The 15,710-nt window shown below is 52.0% G+C and carries 13 protein-coding genes; 6 read left to right on the top strand and 7 right to left on the bottom strand.

Annotated features, from left to right (window positions below; genetic code table 11):
• Positions 1–5 precede the first annotated feature (5 nt).
• The 3 genes from tal (at position 6) to opcA (ending at position 4,463) form a co-directional block, all read left to right on the top strand.
• Positions 6–1,154 (top strand): transaldolase, encoded by a 1,149-nt coding sequence (gene tal, locus NDA02_RS00370; protein WP_190794076.1) that lies wholly within the window; start codon positions 6–8, stop codon positions 1,152–1,154.
• A 359-nt stretch (positions 1,155–1,513) separates the two neighbouring features.
• Positions 1,514–3,043 carry a glucose-6-phosphate dehydrogenase gene (zwf, locus tag NDA02_RS00365; protein ID WP_348254248.1) on the top strand — a complete coding sequence of 510 codons (1,530 nt, stop codon included), beginning with the start codon at positions 1,514–1,516 and terminating at the stop codon, positions 3,041–3,043.
• Between the two features lie 67 nt (positions 3,044–3,110).
• The gene (gene opcA / locus NDA02_RS00360) at positions 3,111–4,463 is read left to right on the top strand and encodes a glucose-6-phosphate dehydrogenase assembly protein OpcA (protein ID WP_190791505.1); all 1,353 of its coding nucleotides are present in this window, start codon (positions 3,111–3,113) and stop codon (positions 4,461–4,463) included.
• 103 nt (positions 4,464–4,566) lie between these two features.
• Here opcA and lpxD read toward each other — a convergent pair whose 3' ends face one another.
• The 4 genes from lpxD to murG form a co-directional block, all read right to left on the bottom strand.
• The gene (gene lpxD, locus NDA02_RS00355) at positions 4,567–5,613 is read right to left on the bottom strand and encodes a UDP-3-O-(3-hydroxymyristoyl)glucosamine N-acyltransferase (RefSeq protein WP_190791506.1); all 1,047 of its coding nucleotides are present in this window, start codon (positions 5,611–5,613) and stop codon (positions 4,567–4,569) included.
• Between the two features lie 637 nt (positions 5,614–6,250).
• Positions 6,251–7,480: a ferrochelatase gene (locus NDA02_RS00350; RefSeq protein WP_190791507.1), complete on the bottom strand. Its 1,230-nt coding sequence runs from the start codon at positions 7,478–7,480 to the stop codon at positions 6,251–6,253.
• A 179-nt stretch (positions 7,481–7,659) separates the two neighbouring features.
• Positions 7,660–8,037, bottom strand: coding sequence for an oxalurate catabolism protein HpxZ (gene hpxZ, locus NDA02_RS00345; protein ID WP_190791508.1), 378 nt, complete (start codon positions 8,035–8,037; stop codon positions 7,660–7,662).
• A gap of 52 nt (positions 8,038–8,089) precedes the next feature.
• The gene (gene murG / locus NDA02_RS00340; RefSeq protein ID WP_190791509.1) at positions 8,090–9,196 is read right to left on the bottom strand and encodes an undecaprenyldiphospho-muramoylpentapeptide beta-N-acetylglucosaminyltransferase; all 1,107 of its coding nucleotides are present in this window, start codon (positions 9,194–9,196) and stop codon (positions 8,090–8,092) included.
• Between the two features lie 162 nt (positions 9,197–9,358).
• Here murG and NDA02_RS00335 point away from each other — a divergent pair, with 162 nt between their 5' ends.
• A complete protein-coding gene (locus NDA02_RS00335) occupies positions 9,359–10,258 on the top strand; it encodes a nuclear transport factor 2 family protein (RefSeq protein WP_348254247.1) in 900 nt (299 codons plus the stop codon).
• Positions 10,259–10,285: 27 nt separating this feature from the next.
• On the opposite strand, the gene lipA is transcribed toward NDA02_RS00335, so the two are convergent.
• On the bottom strand, positions 10,286–11,281 hold the full coding sequence (gene lipA / locus NDA02_RS00330; RefSeq protein WP_242067276.1) for a lipoyl synthase: 996 nt from the start codon (positions 11,279–11,281) through the stop codon (positions 10,286–10,288).
• A gap of 537 nt (positions 11,282–11,818) precedes the next feature.
• Between lipA and NDA02_RS00325 the strand changes: the two genes are divergently transcribed.
• Positions 11,819–12,382 (top strand): response regulator, encoded by a 564-nt coding sequence (locus tag NDA02_RS00325; RefSeq protein WP_190791511.1) that lies wholly within the window; start codon positions 11,819–11,821, stop codon positions 12,380–12,382.
• A gap of 64 nt (positions 12,383–12,446) precedes the next feature.
• On the opposite strand, the gene rsmH is transcribed toward NDA02_RS00325, so the two are convergent.
• The gene (rsmH, locus tag NDA02_RS00320) at positions 12,447–13,352 is read right to left on the bottom strand and encodes a 16S rRNA (cytosine(1402)-N(4))-methyltransferase RsmH (RefSeq protein WP_190791527.1); all 906 of its coding nucleotides are present in this window, start codon (positions 13,350–13,352) and stop codon (positions 12,447–12,449) included.
• Between the two features lie 63 nt (positions 13,353–13,415).
• Positions 13,416–13,973: a GNAT family N-acetyltransferase gene (locus tag NDA02_RS00315; protein ID WP_190791512.1), complete on the bottom strand. Its 558-nt coding sequence runs from the start codon at positions 13,971–13,973 to the stop codon at positions 13,416–13,418.
• A 422-nt stretch (positions 13,974–14,395) separates the two neighbouring features.
• On the opposite strand from NDA02_RS00315, the gene NDA02_RS00310 reads away from it, so the two are divergent.
• Positions 14,396–15,580 carry an NAD(P)H-quinone oxidoreductase subunit H gene (locus NDA02_RS00310; RefSeq protein ID WP_190791528.1) on the top strand — a complete coding sequence of 395 codons (1,185 nt, stop codon included), beginning with the start codon at positions 14,396–14,398 and terminating at the stop codon, positions 15,578–15,580.
• Positions 15,581–15,710: the final 130 nt, after the last annotated feature.

The raw sequence follows: 15,710 nt of genomic DNA, 5'->3' as shown, positions 1-15,710 counted from the left end.
GACGAATGACAGGTGAGAATCATTTATTAGAGATCAAGCAGTACGGTCAGAGCATCTGGATGGATAACCTGACCCGGGACTTGGTTCGGTCTGGCGAACTGAAGCGGATGGTCGAAGAGCAGGGCATCTGTGGTATTACGTCTAACCCGGCAATTTTTGAGAAAGCGATCGTCGGGAATGCTATCTATGATGCAGACATCGAAGCGGGAGTGCGGGCAGGCAAATCGCTGCAAGAGATCTATGAATCTCTGATTTTTGACGATATTCGCAATGCCTGCGATATTCTCCATCCGGTTTACGAGCAGTCGGGTGGGCTAGATGGATATGTCAGTATTGAAGTACCGCCGATTATTGCTCACGATACCGAAGCGACGATTCAAGAAGCAAAGCGTTACTACGCTCAGATTGATCGTCCCAACGTGATGATCAAGATCCCCGGTACGGATGCGGGTCTGCCTGCGGTGAAAGCGGTCATTGCAGAAGGGATCAATGTCAATGTGACGCTGCTGTTCTCGGTGCAGAGCTATATTGCGACGGCGGAAGCATACGTTGCAGGCCTGGAAGCACGGGTTGCAAAGAATCAGCCGATCGACAAACTCTCGTCGGTGGCAAGCTTCTTCCTGAGCCGGATCGACAGCAACATCGATGCCCAGATCGACAAAAAGCTGCAGGGCATGGATCAGCTTCAAGTCCAGGCACGCCTGCTGGAAATCAAGGGCAAAGTGGCAATCGCCAATGCCAAAATTGCCTACCAGGAGTACAAGAAGATCGTGAACAGCGATCGCTGGAAGGCATTGGCTGAAAAGGGCGCCAACGTGCAGCGCCTTCTCTGGGCAAGCACGGGCACGAAGAACCCACAATACAGTGACGTGATGTATGTCGATGAGCTGGTTGGAAATGAAACGGTGAACACGCTGCCGCCTGCGACGATCGAAGCCTGCGCGGATCACTGCAACGTTGCCGATCGGATTGAAACAGGGGTCGAAGAAGCACACAACATTATCAACAGCCTCAAAGATCCTGACATCGACATCGATCTGGATGAAGCGATGGCAGATTTGCTGACCGACGGCATCGATAAGTTTGTGCAGCCGTTCCATTCGTTGATGGACTCCTTGCAGGAGAAAATCGATCGTTTGGCTCCGGTTGGCTAACGGTTCTAGGTCGCCGATCTGATCGCGTAATCCCTCTCCGAGCGTTTCTCCCCGGAGGGGGAAGAAAATTCGAAATTTTTATTAATCATTAACAAAAAGCGATCGATTAAAAATTTGTTGGAGATTGTTTGAAAAGGGATTCTTTGACTCGAATTGCCCACCCGATCCCCGATTCTGGGGAAACCTGGTTTTCTTATACCGTTCTCAAAGCTACGGTTCTCAAAGTCTCTCACCCTCAAAGTTTCTCACGATTAAGAATTAAGGAGGCAATACAGTACCTCTAAAACTCCTCAATCCTCTTTATTATTTATTAACCCACCCGTTGACCCCCATCCACTCACCCCTTCCCGAATTGTTCTATGGTCAATCTTCTTGAAAACCCCCTCCGCGTTGGGCTACAGCAAGACCGTATTCCTGAGCCACAAATTCTCGTAATCTTTGGGGCGTCGGGCGATTTAACTCAGCGCAAACTAATCCCGGCGCTTTATCAAATGAAGCTAGAGCGACGGCTTCCCCCAGAACTGACGATCGTAGGGGTGGCGCGTCGTGAGTGGAGCGACGACTATTTCCGCGAACAGATGCGCGAAGGTGTCGCGGAGTTTGGTGGCGGACTAGGACGCGAAGAAATCTGGAATGACTTTGCCAGAGGGTTATTTTACTGCTCTGGCGATATTGACAACCCCGACAGTTACCAAAAACTCAAGACGCTGCTGGCGGAACTAGACGAGAAGCGCGGCACCCGCGGTAATCGCGTTTTCTATCTGGCAGTAGCTCCCCGCTTTTTTGCTGAAGCGATCGAGCAGTTAGGTAAGGCAGAGATGATGCCCGATCCGCGCAAGCAGCGTTTGGTGATTGAGAAACCCTTTGGCAAAGATTTGACCTCAGCACAAACGCTGAATCAGGTGGTGCGTCGGACTTGCAACGAATCTCAGGTTTACCGGATTGACCACTACCTGGGAAAAGAAACGGTGCAAAACCTGATGGTGTTTCGCTTTGCCAACGCGATCTGGGAGCCGCTGTGGAATCGGCAGTTTGTTGATAACGTGCAGATCACCGTGGCAGAAACTGTGGGGCTGGAAGGACGGGCAGGCTACTACGAGACGGCAGGGGCACTGCGCGACATGGTGCAAAACCACCTGATGCAGTTGTTCTGTCTGACGGCAATGGAACCGCCGAGCTCGCTTGATGCAGACAGCATTCGTAACGAGAAGGTGAAAGTGCTGCAAGCCACTCACCTGGCAGATTTAGAAGACCTGAGCCGGTCTGCAATTCGCGGACAATATGCAAACGGCTGGATGGACAATCACGAAGTTCCCCCCTATCGCCAGGAAGAAGGTGCTGATCCCAACTCCACGACGCCTACTTATGCAGCAATCAAGTTCTATATCGATAACTGGCGCTGGAAAGGCGTTCCCTTCTACATGCGGACGGGCAAGCGGCTGGCGAAAAAAGTAACGGAAATCGCGATCGAATTCAAAGAAGTGCCGTTCTTGATGTTCCAGTCTGCTGCAAAGCAAGCGAGTCCAAACGTTCTGGTGATGCGGATCCAGCCGAACGAAGGCATTTCGCTGCGGTTTGAAGTCAAGACTCCCGGTACGTCACTGCGGACGCGATCGGTCGATATGGATTTTAGCTATGACACCGCCTTTGGTCGTGCCAATACCGATGCCTATAGCCGTCTGCTCGTGGACTGTATGCTGGGCGATCAAACCCTGTTTACGCGCGGCGATGAGGTAGAGGCTTCCTGGAGAATTTTGACGCCGCTGCTCTCGGTTTGGGATGCTCCGGCTCCGCCCGAAACAATTCCTCTTTATGAAGCAGGAACCTGGGGTCCGATTGAAGCCGAGCTGCTGCTGAATAAAGATGGACGACGCTGGCGCAGAATCTAAGCTCCGTCAGTCCATTTGTAGCACCTTCGCCCTGCCGCTCTTATCAATCCTTTACCCATCACAACCCATGACCAAAACACCCCTGGTTGCTCTTCAAAAACCCAGAGACATCTCGCTTAACGAAATCGAGGTGGAACTCGGTCAAATTTGGCATAGCCAAAACGGTAGTTCCGGTTCGCCAAGGGCAATGAGAGCCTCGACCTTTAGCATGGTGGTTTACGAGCCGGACGAGTTTCAGCAGCTACTCGCTATCCTGGGCTTTTATCCGGGGGCGATCGATGGCGTTCACGAAGCGCAAACCAAACAGGCTGTCCGGGATGCCCAGGCAGCATACGGGCTGCGAATTACCGGACGAGTCGATACCGAAACGCTCAATCGTCTGCGCGAAGAAGTCGCTAAGCTGCCGCCCGAAAAGCTGAACTTCAGCAACGAGGATGGGCGCGGTTACCATATGAGTGAGGCGATCGCCATTCAAAATCCCTGCCGTATTATTACTCTGTCTCCTTCGCTGGGCGCAGACGAAGGCGTCACGGCTCAGGTGTCTGCCTACTGCCCGATTCAGAAAAGCAGCGGCGGTAGCTTGATCTGCTGCGAATACATCACGATTCGCGGCGCGAAAAATGCCCTTGGTCGGGTCGCAAACACAGTGTCGTCGCTGATGATTCCCGGATTGCCCCGCTTTGTCTGGTGGAAGGCAACGCCCAACCCGGAACAGGAGCTATTCAAGAAGCTGGTCGAAAACTGCAGCTGTCTAATTCTCGACTCGTCGTATTTCAGCGATCCCGAATCGGAACTGCTGAAAATTAAAGAACTGCTCGATGCCGAAACGCCTGTGGCTGATTTGAACTGGCACAGACTCTCCACTTGGCAGGAACTTACCGCCGCCGCCTTTGATCCTCCAGAACGGCGCGCTGCGCTAAAAGAAGTCGATCGCATTAGTATTGACTACGAAAGAGGCAATCCGGCACAAGCGTTGATGTTTCTTGGCTGGATCGCGAGTCGTCTGGGGTGGGAGCCGATCGAATATCACCAGGTGGGCGGCGACTATGACCTGAAACAAATCCACTTCCAGAGCGGCGACGGACGCAAAATCGAAGCCGAACTCGCTGCCATTCCGACCGCAGATTCCGGCGAGGTGATTGGTGACTTAACTGGGGTACGGCTGGCTTCGACCAACCTGAATGCCAACTGCTGCACCATCCTCTGCTCGGAAACCACAGGCTGTATGCGAATGGAAGCAGGCGGTGCGGCTCAGTCCTGCCGAATAGAGCAGGTAAGGGCAACGAGCGATCAAAAAGCCGAATTTCTGCTCACCCAACAGCTCCAGCGATGGGGACGCGACAACCTCTATGAGGAAAGCCTTGCTGTGGTCGCTAACATTATGCAACTGGAGAAGCGATTGTCGATGGCAGCCGCCTAGTCGCTTCGGGCTGTAAAATTTCAGTTTTCCAAACAAATCCTCTTCGGCGATCGGGGGGGATTTTTTGTGGGTAATCGAATTGCGAGCTGATCAAGCAGTGGAACTACTTCTTATATTGCTCCATCTGCTTCTGAAGCTGCTTCAATGTCTGATTCATTTCCGGCAAGCGATTCCAGAGAGCTGCAACTTTGAGAAACAGCTTGTAGGGAATGGCAGGAGTTCCTAGCACAACGGTTCCCGGTTCCACGCTGCTGTGAATTCCAGCCTTTGCCCCTGCCTGCACGCCGTCGCCCACTTTCGCCTGATTTGCCACGCCCACCTGTCCACCTAAAATGACGCGATTCCCTAACTGGGCTGCACCCGACAAGCCGACCTGTGCCGCCATTGCACAGTTTTCGCCCACCTGCGAACCATGCCCGATATGCACCAGATTATCCAGCTTCGTGTTACGTCCAAGTCGCGTTTCGCCCACCGCCGGACGATCGATCGTCGAATTACACCCTACTTCAACGCCATCTTCCAGCACCACAGAGCCAGACTGCTCCATCTTGACCCAGCCCTGCGGCACAGGCACAAAGCCAAACCCCTCAGAGCCGATCGCCGCCCCACTATGAATCACGCAATCTGAGCCGATTTGTGCCCGTTCGTGAATCACACAGTTCGCATGGAGTAGGGTTCGATCGCCGATTGCCACGTCAGGATAAATCACCACATTTGGAAAAATTACCGTCCCATTGCCGATCGTCACGTTGGGATAGATTACTACATTTGCACCGATCGAAACTTCCTCGCCGAGCTGCACCGACTCATCAATAACTGCACTCGGATGAATACCTGCTGCCGGACGAAACGGTTGATAAAACAGGGCGATCGTTCGGGCAAACATCAAGCGCGGTTCGCGGGTTGCAATCCAGGCAATGCCGCGGTCGGTTGCTTTGGCTTGCAGAGCTTCATTTAAGGGCAAAATGAGAGCACTGGCTGCGGTCGTGTCAATCAGAGCAGCAAACTTGTCACCCTCAACGTAGCTGATAGTCTGAGGCTGGGCAGCCTCGATCGCCGTCACGTCGCTAATGTCTGGATCGCGATCGGAATGGGTCAGAAGGCTAGTTTGCTCTGCACCTAGTTTTTGGTTGAGTTCGCTGAGTTTCATAGGAAGAATCGATCGAAGTTGACAGTCTAAAAAGTTGCAAGCTGTTGATGATTTGGCTTCAAGTCAACCTGATAATCGGTAATAATTAACTCTTTGCCTTCTGCTGCCTTTTTTTTGCATAGTGTTTGCATATCGAGAAGAAAGAAATAGATAATTATTCATCCCGTACTGCGTTTTTCATGCCTGGACGTAGGCAAAAGTAAAATTTTTTCGAATCTCAGAAGAAGCATTGTAGTTGATTAGCCAGCGATGGTAGCAGTGCTTTAAATGGAAATGGACGGCAAACTTCTTGTGATTAAACCTTGTGATTAGAAAAAGTGTGAAGTGCCCTCCGCTGACACTGTAACTGAGGAGGCTTCTTGTGAAGATTGAAACCATTTTCATTAATTTTCTGCTGTCGGGTAGCCATCCTTATATTCTGTTAAAGCTGCATATCTGTTAAAGCTGCATAGTGGCTAGATTATACCTTTAGTTCTACTGAAGAGATATTTGTGTACTGCAAGATTAGTTATTAACTCTCTCATAGAAAACTTTTCCTATAAAAAAAGACCCTTCCCGTAGAATCGATAGCAGCAAAATCAGGAGCTATTCGATCGCGTTTAGGAAGGGCGGCTTATTCAGAGATTCTGAAATCTAACTAGTGGTGATGCCCGTGATCAGGGTGATGATGCCCGTGGTCATGGTGGTCGTGATGCCCATGATCATGCCCGTGATCATGCCCATGATGATGTCCATAGGTAAAGTTGGGACGCAGTAGCTCCTTAGCCCGATCGACTGCCAAAGTTGGATTCACAGCAAGAGCCTGCTCAGACAGGAGGGCTTCAATCTGTGGATTTGCCCACTCTGCCACCATTTGCAAAAATGCCGGATGGTCGTTGACACAAGGCATTTGCACGTAGGTAATGTCGGAATGCTTACGCCGCAAACTGAGAATGATATGCTCCACATCCAGCAGGGTTTCGTGGTTTTCGGTGGCAAAGCCGATCGGCATAAACATTAGCGCAGATGCACCTTGAGCGATCAGATTGCGAGCCGCGAGATCAACGTTGGGCTGAGTCCATTCGATTAGGGGTGTTTGGTGATTGAGCCAGCCGATCGAAACCAGCGGATAGCGATCGATCAGCTTTGCTCGCACCAGCTCATAAAGTGTCTGACTTTCATCAATACCAGATGTAAAGCCTTTTGCTTTGTGGGGGCAGCCGTGGTTCATCAGCACAATCCCGATCTGCGAGGGCAAATAAGCCTCAATCAGGTGCTTGCGAATTTGCTCTTCGACCATGTTTGCCAGTAGGTCAACATATTCCGGCTCGCTGTAGAACGAGGGAATATATCGCTGTCCTTTCACCCAATGTTCGGTTCCTTCTGCCATGTTTGCCAGGGCTTTGTTTACCTGCTCGATCGCAATTCCGCTGGTAAAGATCGAATCGACGACCAGCAAGGGATAAATCAGAATTTTGTCGAAGCCCTGTGATCGAATTTCGGCTAACACCTGCTCTGGCAGAAACGGCGCACAAAAGTTAAATGCCTTGAAAACCTGCACCCGATTGCCCCACTTTTGCTGAAGTGCCTGCTCGATTCCGACACGCTGCTGCTCGAAGATGGCGTTGTGAGGCGAAATAAAGTGATCGTGCTGGTGGCTCCACTCGTGCAGGTCAAACACAGCTAGCAGTTTCGCCAACGGCGGATAAATCCAGGTTGGGACGGGCGCGAATTTGGCAGTGAGGAGGTTTAGAGCCTGTTCATTATAATTGGCAAAGTCTTCGTAGCTTTCGACTTCGCCGTAGCCCATCAGCAGAACCGCCACGCGATCGTCCTGGGCAGGCGCATCAAAGGTTGGCTGTTGAATTTTTTCTGGAGTTGCAACCACGCTGCACACCTCTTGTAATGAAATTTGTAATGAAACCGGGCTGAGAAAACGAGTTTGATGCGATTTTGCACCTCAATACTGGATGCCTGCTCTAAGGCTGACACCTTCTTCAGGGTAGCATCCCCTCTAGGGGGATAGGATCGATCGATTTGTAAATCTACCTGGAGAAAGAATGAAGATCAGCTCGACAGCAGCGATACATGGGCACTTGCTACCCGCCAGCCATCCGCTGTTCTGATCCAGGTTTGACTTTGCCGCCCCGTTTTGCCCGATGATTGGCGATGAAATTCGGTATTAACCGTCGCGAAGTCTCTGCCGTAGGTTGTAATCACGGTATTGCTCAGATCGCGCTGTAAATCCACTGTCGGGCGACTGCTGCGAAATTGGGCGATCGACTCATAGCCGTAAAGATTCTCGGTTACGCCATAGCGAATGGTGTGGGGACTGTTCCAAAACAGCTCATCCAGCACGACAACATTGTTATTGACCAGAGCTTGCTCGTAGCGATCGAATGCTGCTTTCACTTCAGCAACGACATCAGGGAGGTTAATTTGCATCACAATTAGTCTGTATCACAATTAATCTGTATCCCAGTTAATCGCATTCCAATCAATCGGTTAACTGCTGAATTACCTTCGCCATGCGATCGGCACTATCGAGAATTGCCAGCTTTCCGGCGGCGTCTGCCATTGTCTGTAGAGAATCCGATCGAAGCAGGTGCAACACTTTGCTGGTCAGCAGTTCGGGGGTGAGGTCTGACTGAGCATAAAGCTGAGCAGCTCCGGCGTTGGCAAAGATTCTGGCGTTGTAAGTCTGGTGATCTTCTGCGGCAAACGGATAAGGAATTAGGATCGATGGCGTATGGGTGACTGCCAGTTCGGTCAGGGTTCCGGCTCCCGATCGGCTAATGGCAAGGGTCGATCGTTGAAAGAGCGTCGCCATTTCCTTATAAAAGGGCAGTGCAAAATAATGGGGATGGCTCAGGCTTTGTGCGTCCGGGTCATTTTCGCCTGTAAGATGCACGATCCACACACCTGTCTCCAGCCATGCCGGGGCACACTGCCGCACGAGCCGATTCACTGCCACCGCTCCCTGGCTACCGCCTACCACCACAATCAGCGGCACGTCCGGCGGAATCGCTAAACCGGGTAGGGCATCAGCCTTTTCTGCAGCAAGAAACTGAGGGCGAACGGGCGTACCCACCTGCATCGTGCGGACTCTGGGCAAATAGGCGGTAGCTTCTGCAAACCCTAACCCGACTACGTCACACCAGCGACTTAAGAAACGCGTCACTTTTCCGGGAAGCGCGTTCGACTCGTGCAAAACGACGGGCATACCCAGCGATCGAGCTGCGACAACCGCCGGTGCCGCAATATAGCCCCCCGTAGTAAACACCGCATTAAACCGCCCCTGACGCAGCAGCTTTCTCACCTTAAGAATCGACAGCCCCAGTCCCAACGCGATCTTGATCGTTTTAAGACTTAACTTTTGCTGAAATCCTTCGACAGCGATCGTGTGCATCGGATACTGCTCTGGCACAAGCTGACGTTCGAGGCGATCGGGCACGCCCAGCCATTCGATCTGATAGTCGGGTAGGGCGGCTGCCGTGGCAATTGCCGGAAACAGGTGTCCGCCTGTACCGCTTGCTGCAATTAAAAGTTTCTTTGTCGCTTTTTGTGTCGATCGCTGAGAAGCGGTTTGACCTGCCTTAACCACGATGGATCTCCCTGATTTGCTAAGGATTCACCGGAGGGTATGCGCTCGGTGGCTCAATCAGGTTAGCCTATAATCACCTGTTAATCACCGTCGATCGCCGGATTTTTCGATCGAGAGTACGATAAATTGATTTAGCTCTTCTGTTCCTTACCCAGACTCGCTATGCGCCGCTTGTTCACTGCCCGCCCCGCTGCGGTTTCTCCAATCTTTGATCTTGCTTGTCGATTCCCCCAGAGGGGCAACCACAGGGGCAACTGCTTTGCATCGCTGGTTTTGGCACTGCTGCTAAGTGTGGCGATCGGCTGGTCAAATCGCGCACTCGCTCAGCCAAATCCCTCTCCCTCGACCCCTCCAGCCCCTTCAACTCCCGCTCCAGCAGATCTTCCGCCAGCAGTCGCACAGACAATTGCCCAAATCGACGCAGCCGCAAATCAGCGCGACTTTGAGGCAGTGATAAGCTTTTATAGCCCACAGTTCACTCACTCCGACGGATTCACCTATCAAACGCTGCAATCGACCTTGCAGGCACTCTGGGAACGCTATCCCACGCTCACCTACCAAACGACGATCGACTCCTACAAGCGCGAAGGCAATGCCGATATCGTTGAAACCACCACCACGATCACGGGCAGCCAAACCGAGGCAAACCGCCCCACTAATCTGACTTCCACAATCCGATCGCGCCAGCGCATTGAGGGCAACCAGATCGTGCAGCAGGAAATTTTATCGGAAACCAGCCAGACTGCCAGCGGCAAAACCCCCGCCACCGTTGAAGTCATGCTGCCAGAGCAAGTCACGATCGGACAGGCGTTTGATTTTGATGCGATCGTTGAAGAACCGCTCGAAAATCGCATTTTACTGGGGGCAGTCCAGGATGAGCCAACTGAGGCCAGCGGCTATTTGCAAACCTTACCTGTTGAATATGAAGTGCTGTCCGCAGGCGGTTTGTTTAAACAGGGACGTGCTGCTGCCGTTCCGGGCGATCGATGGATTTCCGGCATTATCGTGCGGGATGATGGTATTACCACGGTTTCCCGACGAATGCGCGTCGTTCGTCCCTAGGATTCTGGGATGTAAGGCTTCTGGGATTTAGCCTTCTTCCCCCGCATGGTAGGAGCTTCGCACCAGCGGACCCGATCGCACATGAGCAAACCCCAGCTCGCGGGCAATGGCACCCAGGCGATCAAACTCTTCGGGTGTCCAATATTTCTGCACTGGCAGATGATCCAGCGACGGACGCATATACTGCCCCAGCGTCAGCCGATCGCACTGAACCGATCGCAAATCGCGCAATGTTTCCAGAATCTCGGCTTCGGTTTCGCCTAGCCCCAGCATCAAGCCCGACTTTGTGGAAATCGCAGGGTTAAATTCCTTCACCAAGCTCAGAACCCGCAGAGAGCGATCGTATTTCGCGCCGCGTCGTACCGGACCCTGAAGCCGTTTCACCGTTTCGAGGTTGTGGTTATAGCAGGCTGGCCGGGCTAAGGCAATCGTGCCCACGCGCTGTTTCTGGAGTTCCTGGCTGCCCTGTCCGCCCCAAAAGTCGGGGGTAAGAACCTCAATCTGAGTTTCGGAATTGTGCTGGCGAATGGCGGTCATCGTCTGCACAAACCAGTTCGCGCCTCCATCAGGCAAATCGTCCCGTGCTACCGAAGTCAGCACCACATAGCGCAATCTCAGCAGGCTCACCGCTTCTGCAACTTTTTGCGGCTCCTGGGGGTCGAGGGGCATGGGCGCATGACCTTTATCCACCTGGCAAAAGGCACAGGCACGAGTGCAAGTCGGACCCATCAGCAGAAAAGTTGCCGTCTTCTGGGCATAGCATTCGCCCCGGTTCGGGCAGCGTCCTTCTTCGCAGATAGTGTGAATCTGCCGCTGTTTGATAATTTGCTGCACCGTCGAAATGTCGCTAGCTCTACCGATCGGACGACGCAGCCATTCGGGGAGGTTTACCCAAGGCGACTCCCGCTTGCCAGACGAATTACCAGATAGATTGGCGGACTGTGACGCTTCCGGGACTACGCTCTGCACGAGCCGCCCTGCTTCAGCCTCGGTTTCTTGCATCTGCATCGACTCTGGAGACATACCCTCTACTATGAACTGACCGTGGAGTGATTGTGGACTGACTGTAAGCTTACTGTAGGCTGTGGGCTTACTGTAGATTGACCATCTAAGACTGACATTACCTTCCTCTACGCACTCTAGCAGGAAATTCTCAGAACGCCTGCAATTCATTCTGTCTCCCTTGCCTCAGAATTTTCCCTGGATTTTGCGGTTGTCCGAAGTTCTCGACTGTTATGGTTTGCGCTAATTTTGGGAATGCTGACAGAGAGGTGTTAAAGATCGAACTTCGGTAAGGGGTCGCTTATCCTGGTGCGATCGTTATATCCTAGCCAACAGTCGCTCAGTCGCTTTTCAGGTTAATTCTGCTTAAGCTCTCTGTCTCATGCAGCTTCTTTTCCAGTTTGTGCATCTCCAGCAGCGATCGTCGGGTTCAAGTTCCTGATCTCCGCAAGCGTTTCGAGGATCTGTTCCCAGTTACCGGTCTTCAGCCGTCATTCTGGCAACTCGCTGTTTCCTTTCTACCCTTCCTGTTCATCGTTCATTGCAAAGGAGTCTGTTGTGGCAAGTCATAAAATTCTGGTGATTGATGACAGCCGAGTCATCCGCAACATGGTTAGAGATATGTTGCCTAAAGGCAATTTTCAGGTTCTCGAAGCAAAGGACGGCGTAGAAGGACTCGACTGCATCCGGCAAGAACGCCCCAACCTGATCATGTTGGATTTTCTGCTGCCCCGGATGAGTGGCTGGGAGGTGTTTCAGCAGGTGCAGGCGAGTGCCGAACTGCAATCGATTCCGCTGGTGCTGATGTCGGGTCGGCGGGAAGAAGTCACCGAAAAGATTTCGGAGCCGTTTGAGTTTTTTGAATTTATCGAGAAACCGTTTGAGCAAAAGGAGCTAATCGAGGCAATCAAGGCTGCAATGGCAAAAGCCAGACTGCCCCGCCCCCGAACGGTTGCCCCGACGATCGCTCCCACTAACGCCACACCCGCCGCCGCTTCTACTGCTGACGCTGCCGAAATTGCTGCCCTGAATCAGAAGATCGAGAAAATGCAGTCAGAAATCGATACGCTCAAGAAGCAAATGACTCAGCTCCTGACCTTTATCAGGCAAAAGCTGAAATAGACATCAGAAAGCAAAAAAGGCTTGGGAGCAAAGGCAACATACTTTCATACTGCTAAAACATCCTCTAGGCTTCAACGATTCGTTCTGCGACCCTGAGTTTGGCAGAGCGCGATCGCGGATTTTGCTCAGTTTCAGCTTCACTAGCGAGGATCGGCTTTTTAGTAATGGGTCGCAGCAGCTCAGAGTCCTTAAAAGCGTGTTTCACCATCCGGTCTTCCAGGCTGTGAAAGCTGATAATCGCAAGTCGTCCACCCGGTTTCAGCCAGCAGGGAGCCTTTTGCAGCAGGGTTTCTAAAACCTCCAGCTCGCGGTTCACTACAATTCGGAGTGCCTGAAACACCCGCGTTGCCGGATGGATTCTGCCATAGCGGTAGGACGGCGGCACGGAATAGAAAATCGCTTCCGCCAGCTCAGTGGTTGTTTCAAACGGGCGTTTCTCTACAATGCGGCGGGCAATTTTGCGAGACAGCCGCTCTTCGCCATAGGTGTAAAAAATTCGCGCCAGTTCTGCCTCATCCCAGGTGTTGATGACTGTGGCTGCGGTTTCGTCCTGCGTTTGATCCATTCGCATATCGAGTGGGGCAGCATGACGAAAGCTAAAGCCGCGATCGGGCGTATCAAACTGGGGAGAACTCACGCCCAAATCCGCCAGAATGCCGTCAAATTGGGATTCCCCTGGAGCAAACTCAGCAAAATTCATGTGGCGAAATGTCACCTGTTCCTCAAACTCAGCAAGTTTGGTTTTGGCAGCCTGAATCGCATTTTTGTCTTGATCGATCGCGATAAGCTGTACATTTGCCGCCGCCCGCAGAATCAGCAAGCTATGTCCACCGCCGCCCACCGTCGCATCAAGATACTGTTTGCCCGATCGCACGGCTAACCCATCGATGACTTCCTTTGCCAGAACGGGAATGTGCAGAAAGCCAGACTGTGTTGCAGAGCGTTCTAAATTGTTGGGTTGAGCTTTAATTGGTTCAGGCTCAATCTGTTCAGGTTCAATCAATGTTTTCGTTCCTGCTGTATCTCATTCATTTTAGAGGACAGCCTTTTCAGAAATCGGATGGTTGCCCGCTTGCAGCTCAAATAGGACGAGTTCTGCGCCATAGTATTTCTGCGTGCGTCCCTTTGGGCTCATGCCCAGCCGCTCCATTACTCGAATCGATGCGGAATTTTCTGGCTTGACAACAGCATAAATCACAGGCAGCTTTAGCTCTGTCAATCCATAATTCAGTAAAGCTCGTCCTGCTTCAGTGGCATACCCTCTGCCCCAGACCAAGCGCTTCAAATGCCAGCCCACTTCCCAATCCTTGGTTAACTGCCCTGCTCCATCGGGAATTCGTTGAAAAATGGCGGTTCCGACAGGGGTTGCAGTTGCTTTTTCAACGATCGCCCAATAGCCGCTGCCGTCATTGACCTCCAGGTACTTCTGGTTACGCTGCCGAATTTTCTCGCATCGAGCTTCAACGCTAACATCAGGGGAACCGATAAAGCGCACGACTTCTGGATCGCTGTAGATCTCAAACGCTTGCTCTGCTTCTGTTTCTGGATTCCAGGGACGTAACCGCAGACGGTCGGTCTCAAAAGTTCTCATGGGGATTCTCCAGTTGACCGTTTACCTGCTTTTATTCTCATGATTATCCATTCTGATAACTTCCAGTAACTTCCTATAAGTTCAAGCCTTACTTACAGATAGAAAATTCCTGCGGTGCGATCGATCGCGTCGCCTATAGAACGTCCGATTCCTCCGTATAATGAGGGAGGGAAGGCGCAACAAAACGAAATCTTGTCCGGCTGAATTCAGTCCGATTGATCTCCAGCCCATTCAAATCTTCTGAGGTTGAGGCGATCGGTCAGCGTTTAGCGTCGGGCGTGTCGGATTTGGGTGTTTTGTATTCGAGCGTTTTGGATTCGAGCGTATTATATTCGGGCGTACTGCATCAGGCGTTTTGTATTCGGGCGTGTCTGTATCAGGCGTTTTGTATCGGGACTTGTAATCGGGAGACGGCATTATTTATGTCAATGATCGAAACAAAAACCGAACCGATGGTGTTGAACATGGGTCCCCATCACCCGTCAATGCACGGCGTGCTGCGGCTCATTGTCACCCTCGACGGTGAAGATGTGATCGACTGCGAGCCTGTAATTGGCTATCTGCATCGCGGCATGGAGAAGATTGCCGAAAACCGCACCAACATCATGTATGTGCCCTACGTCAGCCGTTGGGACTATGCAGAAGGAATGTTTAACGAAGCGGTCACGGTAAACGCGCCAGAAATTTTGGCAGGAATTCCGGTTCCCAAACGCGCCAGCTACATTCGCGTCATCATGCTGGAGCTAAACCGGATTGCAAATCACCTGCTCTGGCTTGGTCCCTTTATGGCGGATATTGGCGCACAAACGCCTTTCTTCTATATCTTCCGGGAAAGGGAGATGATCTACGATCTGTGGGAAGCGGCAACAGGCTACCGCATGGTCAACAATAACTACTTCCGCATTGGCGGTGTGGCAGTTGATTTGCCCTATGGCTGGGTTGATAAGTGCCGCGATTTTTGCGATTACTTCGTTGATAAGGTAGACGAGTACGAAAAGCTCATTACCAACAACCCCATCTTCCGGCGGCGGGTTGAAGGCGTAGGCACGGTTACCCGCGAAGAGGCAATCAACTGGGGTTTATCCGGTCCAATGCTGCGGGCTTCAGGAGTGAACTGGGATCTGCGAAGAGTAGATCACTACGAATGCTACGACGACTTTGATTGGAACGTGGCGGTTGCAACCGAGGGCGACTGTTTGGCGCGCTATCGGGTTCGCATTGACGAAATGCGCGAGTCGGTCAAAATTATTCGTCAGGCAATCGATGGGCTGCCCGGTGGTCCCTACGAAAACCTGGAAGCCAAGCGGATGCAGGAAGGTCCGAAGTCGCAGTGGAACGAGTTTGACTACCAGTTCCTTGGCAAGAAGATTGCGCCGACGTTCAAGATTCCCAAGGGCGAACACTACTTCCGTGTTGAGAGCGGTAAGGGTGAACTGGGCATTTACCTGATTGGTGATGACACCGTATTCCCCTGGCGATGGAAGATTCGCGCCGCAGACTTCGTGAATTTGCAAATCCTGCCGCACCTGCTGAAGGGTGTGAAGGTCGCAGATATCATGCCGATTTTAGGCAGTATCGACATCATTATGGGTTCAGTCGATCGCTAGTCTGCGAATCTCAGATTAAATCTGGTTTTGAATACTCACTGTCTGGGGTAGGTTGAATGCCTGCCCTTTTTTGTGATTTTTGCCTGGTGAGTATCTCGGTGGTGCAGCCCTCACCCTCAGTCCGCTCCCC

This window comes from Leptolyngbya sp. ST-U4 (assembly GCF_039962215.1).
Lineage (GTDB): Bacteria > Cyanobacteriota > Cyanobacteriia > Elainellales > Elainellaceae > Leptolyngbya_A.
Note: the sequence above shows the minus strand (reverse complement) of the source record. Positions and strands in the feature narration are given on the sequence as shown.

Bases quoted from the DNA above. Each gene is read 5' to 3' on its own strand.
- NDA02_RS00310 (WP_190791528.1), top strand. From the start codon at position 14,396: ATGTCAATGATCGAAACAAAAACCGAACCGATGGTGTTGAACATGGGT.
- hpxZ (WP_190791508.1), bottom strand. From the start codon at position 8,037: ATGCAAATTAACCTCCCTGATGTCGTTGCTGAAGTGAAAGCAGCATTC.
- zwf (WP_348254248.1), top strand. From the start codon at position 1,514: ATGGTCAATCTTCTTGAAAACCCCCTCCGCGTTGGGCTACAGCAAGAC.
- lpxD (WP_190791506.1), bottom strand. From the start codon at position 5,613: ATGAAACTCAGCGAACTCAACCAAAAACTAGGTGCAGAGCAAACTAGC.
- opcA (WP_190791505.1), top strand. From the start codon at position 3,111: ATGACCAAAACACCCCTGGTTGCTCTTCAAAAACCCAGAGACATCTCG.
- NDA02_RS00335 (WP_348254247.1), top strand. From the start codon at position 9,359: ATGCGCCGCTTGTTCACTGCCCGCCCCGCTGCGGTTTCTCCAATCTTT.
- tal (WP_190794076.1), top strand. From the start codon at position 6: ATGACAGGTGAGAATCATTTATTAGAGATCAAGCAGTACGGTCAGAGC.
- lipA (WP_242067276.1), bottom strand. From the start codon at position 11,281: ATGTCTCCAGAGTCGATGCAGATGCAAGAAACCGAGGCTGAAGCAGGG.
- NDA02_RS00315 (WP_190791512.1), bottom strand. From the start codon at position 13,973: ATGAGAACTTTTGAGACCGACCGTCTGCGGTTACGTCCCTGGAATCCA.